Below are 12,730 nucleotides of genomic sequence, written 5' to 3'. Positions count from 1 at the left end.
TCGAGTCCCTTCGTGGGCACCATTACCTAATTCGCAAAAAAGCCGCAAACTTTCACGAGTTTGCGGCTTTTTTCATTGCAGAACGCCATGTGTTGCCATGGCGCCCTCCCTCCCCTTATTTGCCCAGCGCCGCCTTCACGGCGTCAAGCAGCGTCGTCGTCGGACGGCCTGTCAGCGCGCTCAATTGCTTGCCATGGTCTTCCAGGCCGCCCTTGGCCGCGCCCGCGTCGGAATCGGCCAGCAACTCGGCAAACCCTTCCGGCACGCCCACGCCCACCAGCGCCGCCTTGAAGTCCACCTGCGGCAAATCCTTGTAGACGATCGCCTTGCCCGACTGGCGCGCCACTTCGGCCGCATACTCGGCCAGGGTAAAGCCGTGGTCGCCGGCCAGTTCATAGATCGCTTGCGGCTGGTCCGCCGTCAGCACGGCAGCGGCGGCCGCCGCGTAGTCAGCGCGCGCGGCGGACGAGAAGCGGCCGTTTTGCGCCGCGCCCAGCACGACGCCATGCTCGAGCACGGGCGCCAGGTGTTCCGTATGGTTTTCCAGATACCAGCCGTTGCGCAGGAACGTGTACGGCAGGCCCGACGCGCGGATGGCCGCTTCCGTGATCACGTGCTCGGTGGCCAGGCCCAGCGGCGACGTATCGGCGCGCAGGACACTGGTATAGGCCAGCAGGGAAACGCCGGCGCGCCTGGCCGCATCGATGACGTTCTGGTGCTGCTGCGCGCGCTGGCCCACTTCGCTCGACGAAATCAGCAAGATTTTCGTTGCACCCTTGAAGGCCGCATCGAGGCTGGCGCCGTCGTTGTAATCGGCCTGGCGGACCTGCACGCCCCGGGCGGCCAGGCCGGCGGCCTTGGTCGGGTTGCGCACGGCGGCAATGATATTGGCTGCGGGAACGGATGCGAGCAGGCTGGCAATGACGTGCTGGCCCAGATTGCCTGTGGCGCCGGTGATGACGATCATGATTTCTCCTTGGAGGGTGGCTGGTAAAACCCTATAATAGGACTATTACTTACTTATTGTAAGTACGTACCTTTTGGTAAGTATGGATTACCCTCACATTGAAGACCAACTATCATGCCCACAGACACTCCCGGCGCCAGCCTGCGCGCCGCCCTCGCCCGCCAGAATCAGGAGGCGCACCTGCTGGCGGCCACCTGCCCGTCGCGCGCCGTGCTCAGCCACCTGACCAGCCGCTGGGCCGTGCTGGTGCTGGTACTGCTGCTGAGCGGCACGCGGCGCTTTAGCGAACTGCGCCGCGAAGTGGGCGGCGTCAGCGAAAAAATGCTGGCGCAAACCCTGGAAGCGCTGACGGGCGACGGCTTCGTGCTGCGCCAGGCGTATCTGGTGATCCCGCCCAAGGTGGAATACAGCCTCACGCCGCTGGGGCGCGAGGCGGCCGAACGCCTGGCCGTGCTGGTCGACTGGATCGAAGACAATTACCCGCGCATCGAACAGGCGCGCGCGGCCCTGGATGCGGCACCGCCAGCGCAAAATGCGGCTTGAGCAGATTGCTTTTGATCATCAAGAATTATCGTTTACTCCTACTTGCCTTGATGTAATACTAGGCCCATGAACCGCGTAAGGGCGCGACACCATGAATCAGTTGATTTCTTCCATCACCGACCGGGCCAATGTGCTGCTGGTCAGCAATTCGCCGAACGAAGTGCGCGAACTGCTGTATGTGCTGGACCGGCATAACCTGGGCACGGGGCTGGCGGGCGATATCGACGAAGGCGTGGAACTGGCGGCCGGCGGCACGGACCTGATCCTGCTCGACGCGGCTCTGGCGGGCTCGAATATCGGCGCCACCTGCATGCGTCTGCGCAATGCGGGCGGACGCCACAGCGTGCCCCTGCTGCTGATGTCGGCCACGCCCAGCGCCGAGGAGCAGGGCCGCAGCGTGGGCGCCGGCGCTTCCGACTACATCAAGATGCCCTTCAATGCGCGCGACGTGGCGGAAAAAATCCTCATGGAACTGGCCTTGCACAAGGCCGAAGCTTCCGCGCCGCATGCCGCCACGCCGCCGCGCCCCGTGCATCCGCAAACGCTGGAAGTCAATTACCACTCGATATTGGCCGGTTCACCCGACGCCGTGCTGCTGTTCGATATCGACAACGAGCTGCTGATCGACGCCAACCACCTGGCCGAAGAACTGTTCGGCATGCCGCTGGCCGAGTTGCTGCAAGGCGGCATGGAGCCGCTGTTCCCCAAACATCAGAGCGATGGCCGCGCCTCGCCGCAGCTGCTGGAAGAAAAGATCCGCGATACCCTGCAAGGCAAGATCGTCGTCTTCCGCGCCAGCTGCTGCCACCGCGACAGCCACCCGATCGCCTGCGAAATCCGCCTGATGCGCCTGTCCGTGCCGGGCCGCCAGCTCGTGCATGCGCGCATCATCGACTTGACCGAACGCAACCTCGCCGAAGCGATGCGCTCGGGCCAGAGCGCCCTGCTGGAAATGGTCGCCAAGGGCGCGCCCCTGATCCCCACGCTGAACCAGCTGCTGCTCTTGATCGAAGGCCAGTCGCGCGGCGTGCTGTGCTCCATCATGCTGCTCGACGACGACGGCACCCACATGCACAGCGCGGCTGGTCCCAGCCTGCCGACCGAGTACATGGCCCTGCTAGAAGGCGTGGCCATCGGCCCCGGCGTGGGCTCCTGCGGCACCGCCATGTTCCTGCGCGAACAGGTGGTGGTCAGCGACATCATGCGCGATCCGCTGTGGGCGCCCTACCGCGAGCTGGCCGCGCCGTTCGGCTTGCGCGCGTGCTGGTCGCAACCCATTTTCGGCCAGGATGGCGCCGTGCTCGGTTCCTTCGCCATGTACTACCGCGAAGTACGCCAGCCCGATGCGCGCGACCTGGAACTGATCGACACGGCCACCGACCTGGCCGGCATCGCGATTGGCCGCATGCGCCATGAACGCGAGCTGCAACGCCACCGCACCCACCTGGAAGAGCTGGTGGCCGAACGCACTGCGGCCCTGACGCAGGCCAAGGAACACTCGGAGCAGACGAACCGCGAGTTGGCCGCCGCGCTGGAAAACCTGTCCATCACGCAGGAAGAACTGGTGCGCCGCGACAAGCTTGCCGCGCTCGGTGCGCTCGTCGCCGGCATTGCGCATGAACTCAATACGCCGATCGGCAACGGTCTGGTGGTGGCCACCACCATGGCCGAACGCACGCGCGAAATCCAGGCCAGCTTTCTCGATGGCCTGCGCCGCTCCGAACTGGGCGCCTACCTGACCCAGGCCAGCGAGGCGGACGCCATCATGCTGCGCAACCTGCAGCGCGCGGCCGACCTCGTTTCGAGCTTCAAGCAGATCGCCGTCGACCGCGCCAGTTCGCAACGCCGCCACTTCCTGCTGCGCCAGTTCGTGGCCGAGCTGATGCTGCCCCTGTGCACGCAGCTCAAGGCCGCCGGCCTGAGCCTGACGCAGGACGTGCCGGAGGGCCTGGCGATGGACAGCTATCCCGGTCCACTGGGCCAGGTGCTGAGCAACCTGCTGGAAAACTGCCTGCGCCACGCCTTCGAGGGCCGCAGCGGCGGCACCATAAACGTCAGGGCGCGCGGCAGCGACGACGGGAAGACGATCACCATGTCCATCGCCGACACGGGCGTGGGCATCGCCGCCGACGACCTCGTGCACGTCTACGACCCTTTCTTCACGACCAAGCTCGGTTCCGGTGGTTCGGGCCTGGGCTTGCATGTGGCGCACAACATCGTCACGGGCGTGCTGGGCGGGCATATCGACGCCACCAGCAGCATCGGCGACGCCAGCGGCACCACCTTCACCCTGCAGCTGCCGGCCGTGGCGCCGCAATCGCCCGCCCCCTGAACGGCAGGCACGCTACAATGCCGGCAGGCTTTTCTTTCGGAGTACTTATGAAATACCTGATCGCCACGGCCCTGCTGGCCGCCTGCGGGTACGCCACGGCCGGACCGGCGCCCTGGTACAAATGGCGCAGCAAGATCGACGGCACCCTGTCGTGCGCCCAGTCCACCCTCGGATTTGGCTGGGAACTGGCCTCGGGACCGTACAAAGATAGCCGTTGCGAAAAACCGGCGCTTGTTAAATAATGGGGCCATGACCACACGGGGCACCGGCTTGAGATCAAGCGATGGCAATGCGGCGTCGAAAGAGTATGGAACGATAAGAACGTATCTATTCAAACCGAGGAGACCACATGTTTACGAATCCCGAACAATTCGCATCGGCCACCAAGGCCCTGTTTGAATTCCAGCTGATGACCTTCAACACCCTCACTTCCAAAGCCGTGCAAGGCGTGGAACAGGTGCTGGCATTGAACATGGCCACCGCCAAGTCCGGCATCGAGGATGGCCTTGCCGCCGGCAAGGAAATCAGCCAGGCCAAGGATCCGAAGGCCGCCATGGCCGCCGCCGCCGCCCAGCTGCAACCGGGCGTGGCCGGCGCAAAAGCGTATAAACAGCAACTCGACGACATCATCAAGGAAATCCACACGGAATTCACCACGGCCGCCGAAGCCCATGTGGCCGAAGCGAAAAGCAATCTGAGCGCCCTGATCTACGACGTCACGAAAAACGTGCCGCCAGGCTCGGAAAACGCCGTCGCCATCGTCAAGGCCGCCATCGACAACGCCTTCCTCGGCTACGAGCAAGTGACCAAGGCCACGAAACAGGCCGTGAAGACCGTGGAAGAGCAGATCGCCAAGGCCAGCGCGCAAGTGGCGCAGGCCACGGAAAAAGCGACGGCCGGCGCCCAGGCTGCGGCTGAAAAAGCGGCGCCGGCGGCCAAACCGAAGGCTGCTAAAAAGTAAGCCGTAGGTCGGATTAGCGCGGCAAGGCCGCGCGTAATCCGACGCACTGCTGGCGCTCATGGTGATGTCGGATTACGCGCTTGCGCGCTAATCCGACCTACCCGACCTACAAGAATTCACCGGCAGGGTCCGGTATTCGCCCCCTCCCACACCCCCGAAATAGCCTGAGCCTAGCTGCAGAAATCCTGGCGAGCCTTCGCCTCGACGGTTCCGGCCAGCTGGCGGCGCCAGACCGCCATGCGCCATGCGGCCCAGGCGGCGGACAAGGCGCCGGCGACGAGGATCAGCCGCGTGTCGATCAGGGTCAGCACGGAACCGCTGAGGGCCACGACGATGTTGGCGATGCAAAAGGTGGTGGCCAGCAAGCCCATCACGGCGCCCTGTCCGTGCGCACTGAAGCGCTCGGCGCACCAGCCCTGTATGACCGTGTTGTACAGCGCATTCGGAATGCCGAACAGCACGATGGCGGCGATGCCCACCCAGATATTACCCAGCGCCAATATCCCGACGGCCAGCGCCACGCCGCACGCATACCAGCAGGCGCGCAGCAGCGGCGCATGGCGGCTGGGACCGCCCGCCAGCAAGGACGTAATCGTCATCGTGCCGCACAGGCCCACATTCACCCAGGCAATCTCCTGCGCATGATAATGGGCCGTCTCGACCAGCCACAGCGGGTAGAACTCATAAAAACTGGCCACGCCGCAGGTGAACGCCAGTTGCACGATGAACAGGGTGCGCAACTCCTCATGGCGCAGCAAATTGAGCGAATGGCGGTCGCGCGCCACTTGCCACCACGACGTCTTCAATAGCGAGGGCGTTTCGCGCGGCAAGCCGACAGCCACCAGCACGGCGACGAGCATCAGCGCGGCGGCGGCGATCCAGAACGGCACCGTCACGCCCCAATGCAGGGTCGCGCCCGCCAGGATCGGACCCACCAGCCAGCCCAGGTAAAACGCGCCGTTCAGCCACGACATGGCGCGCAGGCGCAGCGCTCCCGTCAGCTGGTCCGCCAGCATGGCGCGCGCCACGGCGCCGTTACCCTCCAGCAAACCCGTGATGAAACGGGCGACGATGAACAGCGGGTAGGACTGGATCACCAGCGCCCAGGCCGTGATCGCATGGCCGATGGCGGCGCCCACTGCCGTGCGCATCAGCAAGGGGCGGCGGCCATAGCGGTCGGACAGCGGCCCCAGCAGGGCCGAACCGATCAGCAAACCGAGCGGGTTGATGGTCAGCGCCAGACCGAACAGCAATTTGGATGGCAAGCCGAGGAAATTGTTGAAGGCATTGGGCGCCTCGGCCGCGAACAGGGGCGGCAGGATCGGGTATGGCAAGGAGGCGCCGATGGTCGACAGCAGCGCCAGCAAACAGGCGGCGGAAATCAGGATGATGTTTTTCATGCGGGCTCAGCGAATTTTAGTCTGGCAAGCATACGTTGACCATGCCACACAAGCAAACTGAAATATCTATTAATCATGCTCATCCTTGCCGCCGTGAAGCGTGCCAGGCATCGCCTCGGCTATCATGCCGCCATGACCCACGTTGAACAGGACAAACATGACGCTGTCAGAAATGGAAAGCAAACACGGCTTTATCTATCCTGCGCTGTATCGCCAGCTCGAGCGCGACGGCATGCTGGCCGTGGGTGAATACGGGCCCGACTGGTACAAGCTGGTCTATCCCACCTTGACGGAGCGCCCTACCCTGCTGTTGCATGCCGATGATTTCGAATTGCTCAACATCAAGGCCGTGGCCGAAGAGGCGGACACCTTGCGCGACGCGGACGATTACCGGCAGATCGATCCCGCCTTCCGCTTCATCCCGTTCGCGCAAACGGGCGCGGGCGACCACTACTGCTTTTTCGCCTCCGGTCAGCAGGACGGCGACATGCCCGTCGTGCTGCTGTGGCATGACCAGAATGAAGCGCAGTACCTGGCGAAAAACCTGCAGGATTTCGTGTTCCACATGTTGTTGAACAGCATGGCGGATCAGGATACCTATAACGAGGTCAGCGACGAGGCATTCAGGGAACAGCTGGCCAACACCCTGGGCACGCATGCGCGCTACCTGACGGCGCGGCAAGCCGACGTGCTGCAAACCTTGCTGGCCAGGGACATCCTCGATTACGAGGTGGCGTTGCCGAAAGGACGCAAGCAGGCGCACCGGGGCTTGCTGACCGATATCGAGCTGGCCAGCCTGCGCGCCGAACTGATTCCCTACGAAAAGTTTGATACCTGTTTTGCCTACAGCGCGGCTGGCTGAGCATAAAATCGCTGGGCAAGCGGCGGCTGAAGGTTTAAACTGTATATAAACACAGTAAAACCGATCATCTTGCATCTTGCCCTATTGCCATCCCCATGTTGAGAGTCCTGGAAAATCCCCTGTACTATCTGGATAATTTCCAGGACGTGCTGAGCTGGATCAGCGCCCGTTACGCCGATCTGCTGAGCCCTGAAGAAACGCGCTTCATCGCCGACTTCGGCGCACTGCCGCAGCCGTCGCGCGCCCTGTTCGTGCGCCTTGTCATGCGCAAGGGCTGCCTGTTTCGCGCCAGTAAGCTCAATTATCCGGAAATCGGCGACACGCGCGCGGCCGCCCTGCCCTTGCTGGCCCTGGCATGGGTGGAAGCCGATCCCGTCATTGCACTCGACGAGCTGTTCGAGCAATTGCTGAAAGCGGAAATCGCCCAGGCTTTCGATCTCGCCCCGTCCCTGAAGGCGGCGCGCAAGGCCGAGCAGCTGGAGGTCTTGCGCGAACAGCATGGGGAACACAGACCGTTTTCCGCCTGGCATCCGGCCTGCAGCGACGTGCTGTACCGCATCGGTTTGCAGCCCCTGTGCGACCGCCTGCGCCTGATTTACTTTGGCAACTATCATCAGGACTGGTCGGAATTCGTGCTGTCCGACCTGGGCGTGTATCAATATGAAAGAGTGGAATTTTCGCCCGAGTCGCGCGGTTTTCGCACGCGCCAGGATATCGAGCACTATGAAGTGCTGCACCAGTGCCGGGAACGCTACAACGACAGCGCACCGGCGGACGAAGTGCTGCAGGAACTGGCGGCGCTGCCATTGCCAGAAGACAATACCTGGCTGGCCAGCCGGCGCGACAAGCTGCGTTTCCAGATCGCCCAGCACCTGGAAAAATGCCAGGACTGGCCGGCCGCCTACCGCGCCTATGCCGATTGCCGCTATCCGGGCGCGCGGGGCCGCGCCATCCGCGTGCTGGAAAAAGACGAGCAGCCGCAAGCGGCCTATGAACGCCTGACGATCGCCCTGGCGGCGCCGGAAAGCGAGGCGGAACAACAATTGCTGCTGCGCATGGCCCCCCGTTTGCGGCGCAAGCTGGGCCATGCGAAGCAGGCAACCAGCACCCCCGCCGCCGTGGACCGCATCGACCTGCTGCTGCCCTGCCCGGAACAGGCGTGCTACGTGGAAACGGTGGTGCGGCAACACCTGATGCAGGACGATGCCCCTGTGTACTACGTGGAAAACACCCTGATCAACTCGCTGTTCGGCCTGCTGTGCTGGCCCGCCATCTTCAAGGCCATGCCGGGCGCTTTCTTCCACCCGTTCCACCGTGGACCGGCCGACTTGCACAGCGCCGATTTTTACCAGCGCCGCAGCATTGACTTCGCCGCCTGCCTGGCGCAACTGGACGACGGCGGCTACCACGCCGCCATCCACGCCACCTTTGCTGCCAAGCACGGCATCGCCTCACCCTTCGTCAGCTGGGAGGCGCTGGACGACGGCTTGCTGGACCTGGCGCTGGCCTGCATGCCCGCCGCGCACCTGAAGAAGGCGTTCGAGCGCATCTTGCTCGATATCAAAAGCAACCGCAGCGGCTTGCCTGATCTGATCCAGTTCTGGCCGGCAGAACGGCGCTACCGAATGATCGAAGTCAAGGGTCCGGGCGACCGCCTGCAAGACAACCAGCTGCGCTGGATCGCGTATTGCGCCCAGCACGCCATGCCCGTCAGCGTGTGCTATCTGCAATGGCAGGCGGCGGCATGAGCGCCAGGAGGTACACGATCGCCGTGCGCGCCCTGTGCGAATTCACGGCCAAGGTGGGCGACCTGGACCTGCGTTTCACGCCCTCGCCCACGGCGCAGGAAGGCATGGCCGGCCACGCCACCGTCACGGGCCGGCGCGACGACGATTACCAGCGCGAAATCAGCCTGTGCGGCGACTTCGGCCCCCTGCACGTGCGGGGCCGCGCCGATGGCTACGACCCGGCGCGGCGGCAGCTGGAAGAAATCAAGACCTACCGGGGCGAACTGGACACGATGCCCGCCAACCACCGCCAGCTGCACTGGGCGCAAGCGCGCATCTACGGCCACTTGCTGTGCCAGCAGCTGAACCTGCCCATGCTGCGCGTGGCACTCGTGTATTTCGACATCGCCAGCCAGAAGGAAACCGTCATGCACGAGGAATGCACGGCCGAGGCGCTGCGCCTGTTCTTCGAGCAGCATTGCGCGCTGTTCCTGGAATGGGCCGAGCAGGAAATGGCGCACCGGGCCAGCCGCGACGCACAGCTCACGGCCATGGCCTTTCCCCACGCAAACTTCCGCCCGGGACAGCGCCAGCTGGCCGAAGCCATGTACAAGGCCAGCAGCCGCGGCTGCGGCTTGCTGGCGCAGGCGCCGACCGGCATCGGCAAGACGGTGGGCAGCCTGTTCCCCATGTTGAAAGCGACGGCCGCGCATGGCCTCGACAAACTGTTTTTCCTCGCTGCCAAGGTGCCGGGCCGCCAGATGGCGCTCGACGCCTGCGCCATCCTCAAGGAGAGCGCGCCGCTGCTGCCCTTGCGCGTGCTGGAACTGAGCGCCAAGAGCAGTGCCTGCGAACATCCCGACAAGGCTTGTCACGGCGAATCGTGTCCGCTGGCCAAGGGTTTTTACGACCGCCTGCCGCTGGCGCGCGAGGTGGCGCTGGCCAGCGGTTTGATCCTCGACAAGGAAGCCGTGCGCGCCGTCGCCTTGCAGCAGGGTATTTGCCCGTATTACCTGGGCATGGAACTGGCGCGCTGGAGCGACGTCGTCATCGGCGACTACAATTATTATTTCGACCTCAGCGCCATGCTGTACGGCATGACATTGGCCCACGACTGGAAAGTCAATGTGCTGGTCGACGAAGCGCACAATATGGTGTCGCGCGCGCGCAGCATGTATTCGGCCGAACTGGCGCAGATCGACCTGAAAATGCTGCGCAAGTTCGCCCCCGAGGGACTGAAAAAGCCGCTGGACCGCCTCTCGCGCCAGTGGACGGCCCTGCTCAAGGAGCAGGATGGCGATTACCACGTGCATGCCGCCTTGCCCGACAAATTCTTTGGCGCCCTGCAAGGCGTGGCCACGGCCATCGGCGACTACATGGCCGAACATGCTACCGCGCTCGATGAAGACTTGCAGCGCTTCTATTTCGACGTGCTGCTGATCAACCGCCTGGCGGAAAGCTTTGGCGCGCATTCGCTGTTCGACGTCAGCAAGACGGAGACGGGCTCCACCGTCTGCATCCGCAACATCGTGCCGGCACCGTTCTTGAAAGAGCGCTTCGCGGCCAGCCACAGCACGGCCCTGTTTTCCGCCACCCTGAGCCCGTGGAATTACTACAGCGATACCCTGGGCATGCCGGCCGACACGGCCTGGGTCGACGTGGAATCGCCATTCCAGGCGGAACAACTGTCCGTGCGCGTGGCCGATACCATTTCCACGCGCTACCAGCACCGCGCCGCTTCGCTGCTGCCCATTGCCCAATTGATGGCAAAGCAATACGCGGAAACGCCGGGCAACTACCTGGCCTTCTTCAGCAGCTTCGATTACATGGAAAAGACGGCCACCCTGTTCGCCCAGCACTACCCGGACGTGCCCATCTGGCAGCAGCCGCGCCGCATGGATGACGGTGCCCGCGCGCAATTCCTTGGCCGTTTCGGCCTGGAAACACGCGGCATCGGCTTTGCCGTGCTCGGCGGCGCCTTCGGCGAAGGCATCGACTTGCCCGGTGCCCGGCTGATCGGCGCCTTCATCGCCACCTTGGGTTTGCCACAGATCAATCCCGTCAACGAGCAGATCCGCCAGCGCATGGGCGACATCTTCGGCGCCGGCTACGATTACACGTATCTGTATCCGGGCATGCAGAAGGTGGTGCAGGCGGCCGGCAGGGTCATCCGCACCCAGTCGGACAAGGGCGTCGTGTACCTGATCGACGACCGTTTTTCACGCCCGGAAATCCGCCAGCTCTTGCCCACGTGGTGGGATGTGCAGCTGGCTGGCGGATAGCACGCGGTTAATCTCTTCAGGTGTTGCCAGCCCGCTTGCGCGGCACACTGGCTTTGCGCTTTCGGGGGGGCGTCGCAGATGCAGCAAGTGCGCTGTCATGGACATCGGCATCAACTTCCTGGCTACGCAGAAAATTCTGCAGTTCGATACGAACACCGTTTTTCGCAACGACCGACAATTCCAATGTCATGCCCAGCGATTGCAGGAAGCGGCGCAAGGTCGAGACATAGGTATCGGTACGCTTTTCCAGTTGGGAAACGGCATGCTGTTGAATCCCCAGTTCCCTGGCAACCTCCGCCTGGGTCTTGCCCACGGCCTTGCGGAAATCCGTCAGCGTGGCAGCATGCGCTATCATTTCCTGCATTTTCTCCTGGGACAGAGCCGCAATTTTTGCCTGACGCTCGGCCGGCAAACTGTGGATCACGTCATTCAGATTTCTTCCCATGGCTAGCTCCTGTTCCTGAAATCATCTCCTGCCTTTGCCCTGCCTTGCTGTCGCCGTGGTCAGGTTTTTGAGGTGTTGCTCGTAGCGCGCATTTGCCTTGAACAACAAATCCCTGTCAAACCTGTCCTCGCCGATACCCTGCTTGGCTGCCGCAACCAGAATCACCGCCTCTCGCCGGGTATCGAAAGCAAAGACCACACGCCACACCTCTGCCCCGTTATTGCCCTTGAAACGCAGCTCTTTCATGTTCGGGTGTTTAGGATGCTTCAACGTCCCGACATGAGGACGCCCGGCAGCCGGCCCCAGCTTCGACAGCGCATCGGCACTCGCCAGCAATTCATCCTGGACATCTATCGGCAGAGCATCGAATTCCGCATCGAAGTCATCGTGAAACGTGACCGGCCAAGTCTTCGGCGCATTCAATTATCATCTCCTGATGATATCACGCATAGATGATTAAGCATCTATGCCATAGAAAATGCTAGCCCACCAGTAATCTGAGTTTCTGATACCCCGCCTTGCTCACGGGTATCCTCGTCTCGTCGCGCAAGATGGCCACGTGGCTGTCCTTGGTGGCCGCCTCGATGCGGCGGATGCCGTCGATATTGAGCAGGTACGAGCGGTGTACGCGCAGGAACTTGGCGGGATCGAGCTGGGTTTCCAGCTCCGATAAACGTTGGCTTTTCAGGTAGGACTTGCCCTCGGAACGGATGCTGATGTAGTCGTCCTGCGCCTCGATGTAATCGATCCGGGCACTGGCGATGACGTGGACCTTGGCGCCGTCGCGTATCAGCACGCGATCCAGGGGCGCGGCGCGCGTGGCCGCCTCGCGCGCCACCATTTGCACAGTGTCCGGCGTGCTGCGGTTGGCGCGCGCATGGGCCAGCGCCTGGTCGAAGCGCTGTTCGCTGAACGGTTTCAGCAGGTAATCGAGCGCATGGCATTCGAACGCCTTCAAGGCGTACTGGTCGTAGGCCGTGACAAAGATCAGCTTAGTCTTCGCGCCGATCAGCTCGGCCACTTCGAAACCGTCCAGGCGCGGCATCTGGATGTCGAGGAACACCAGTTCCGGTTCCAGTTCCGCGATGGCCTTGACGGCGTCGAAGCCGTTGGCGCACTCGGCCACGATGTCGATATCGTCGTGGCGCGCCAGGTATTCGCGCAGCACGCTGCGCGCCAGTAATTCATCATCGACGATGGCCACCCGCATT

Annotated in this window: 12 protein-coding genes; 7 read left to right on the top strand and 5 right to left on the bottom strand. The window is 63.1% G+C overall.

Going from position 1 to position 12,730, the window contains the following annotated elements; genetic code table 11:
• Window positions 1-115 precede the first annotated feature (115 nt).
• On the bottom strand, window positions 116-967 hold the full coding sequence (locus AC1RBA_RS27345; protein ID WP_492420509.1) for an SDR family oxidoreductase: 852 nt from the start codon (window positions 965-967) through the stop codon (window positions 116-118).
• A gap of 114 nt (window positions 968-1,081) precedes the next feature.
• Here AC1RBA_RS27345 and AC1RBA_RS27340 point away from each other — a divergent pair, with 114 nt between their 5' ends.
• From AC1RBA_RS27340 to phaP, 4 genes are all read left to right on the top strand, one after another.
• The gene (locus tag AC1RBA_RS27340) at window positions 1,082-1,510 is read left to right on the top strand and encodes a winged helix-turn-helix transcriptional regulator (protein WP_409026723.1); all 429 of its coding nucleotides are present in this window, start codon (window positions 1,082-1,084) and stop codon (window positions 1,508-1,510) included.
• A gap of 91 nt (window positions 1,511-1,601) precedes the next feature.
• Window positions 1,602-3,842 (top strand): ATP-binding protein, encoded by a 2,241-nt coding sequence (locus tag AC1RBA_RS27335; protein WP_121669041.1) that lies wholly within the window; start codon window positions 1,602-1,604, stop codon window positions 3,840-3,842.
• Between the two features lie 47 nt (window positions 3,843-3,889).
• Window positions 3,890-4,084 (top strand): hypothetical protein, encoded by a 195-nt coding sequence (locus AC1RBA_RS27330; RefSeq protein WP_409026725.1) that lies wholly within the window; start codon window positions 3,890-3,892, stop codon window positions 4,082-4,084.
• 107 nt (window positions 4,085-4,191) lie between these two features.
• The gene (gene phaP / locus AC1RBA_RS27325) at window positions 4,192-4,803 is read left to right on the top strand and encodes a TIGR01841 family phasin (RefSeq protein WP_070218072.1); all 612 of its coding nucleotides are present in this window, start codon (window positions 4,192-4,194) and stop codon (window positions 4,801-4,803) included.
• Between the two features lie 170 nt (window positions 4,804-4,973).
• Here phaP and AC1RBA_RS27320 read toward each other — a convergent pair whose 3' ends face one another.
• A complete protein-coding gene (locus AC1RBA_RS27320) occupies window positions 4,974-6,203 on the bottom strand; it encodes an MFS transporter (protein ID WP_492420506.1) in 1,230 nt (409 codons plus the stop codon).
• 157 nt (window positions 6,204-6,360) lie between these two features.
• Between AC1RBA_RS27320 and AC1RBA_RS27315 the strand changes: the two genes are divergently transcribed.
• From AC1RBA_RS27315 to AC1RBA_RS27305, 3 genes are all read left to right on the top strand, one after another.
• Window positions 6,361-7,065, top strand: coding sequence for an SMI1/KNR4 family protein (locus tag AC1RBA_RS27315; RefSeq protein ID WP_492420504.1), 705 nt, complete (start codon window positions 6,361-6,363; stop codon window positions 7,063-7,065).
• A 95-nt stretch (window positions 7,066-7,160) separates the two neighbouring features.
• Window positions 7,161-8,813: a VRR-NUC domain-containing protein gene (locus AC1RBA_RS27310; RefSeq protein WP_492420502.1), complete on the top strand. Its 1,653-nt coding sequence runs from the start codon at window positions 7,161-7,163 to the stop codon at window positions 8,811-8,813.
• Window positions 8,810-11,074, top strand: a complete 2,265-nt coding sequence (locus AC1RBA_RS27305; protein ID WP_492420500.1) for an ATP-dependent DNA helicase — start codon at window positions 8,810-8,812, stop codon at window positions 11,072-11,074. Before AC1RBA_RS27310 ends, AC1RBA_RS27305 begins: the two co-directional genes overlap by 4 nt.
• A gap of 16 nt (window positions 11,075-11,090) precedes the next feature.
• Here the strand turns inward: AC1RBA_RS27305 and AC1RBA_RS27300 are convergent, their stop codons facing one another.
• From AC1RBA_RS27300 to AC1RBA_RS27290, 3 genes are read right to left on the bottom strand one after another with little or no spacing between them, the layout of a single operon-like run.
• Window positions 11,091-11,519, bottom strand: coding sequence for an XRE family transcriptional regulator (locus AC1RBA_RS27300; RefSeq protein WP_070310496.1), 429 nt, complete (start codon window positions 11,517-11,519; stop codon window positions 11,091-11,093).
• A 21-nt stretch (window positions 11,520-11,540) separates the two neighbouring features.
• Window positions 11,541-11,942: a type II toxin-antitoxin system RelE/ParE family toxin gene (locus AC1RBA_RS27295; RefSeq protein WP_492420498.1), complete on the bottom strand. Its 402-nt coding sequence runs from the start codon at window positions 11,940-11,942 to the stop codon at window positions 11,541-11,543.
• Between the two features lie 58 nt (window positions 11,943-12,000).
• Complete coding sequence (locus tag AC1RBA_RS27290) at window positions 12,001-12,729, bottom strand: LytR/AlgR family response regulator transcription factor (protein ID WP_070218062.1); 729 nt, start codon at window positions 12,727-12,729, stop codon at window positions 12,001-12,003.
• Window position 12,730: the final 1 nt, after the last annotated feature.

This window comes from Janthinobacterium sp. GW823-FHT03B06 (assembly GCF_058796955.1).
Note: the sequence above shows the minus strand (reverse complement) of the source record. Positions and strands in the feature narration are given on the sequence as shown.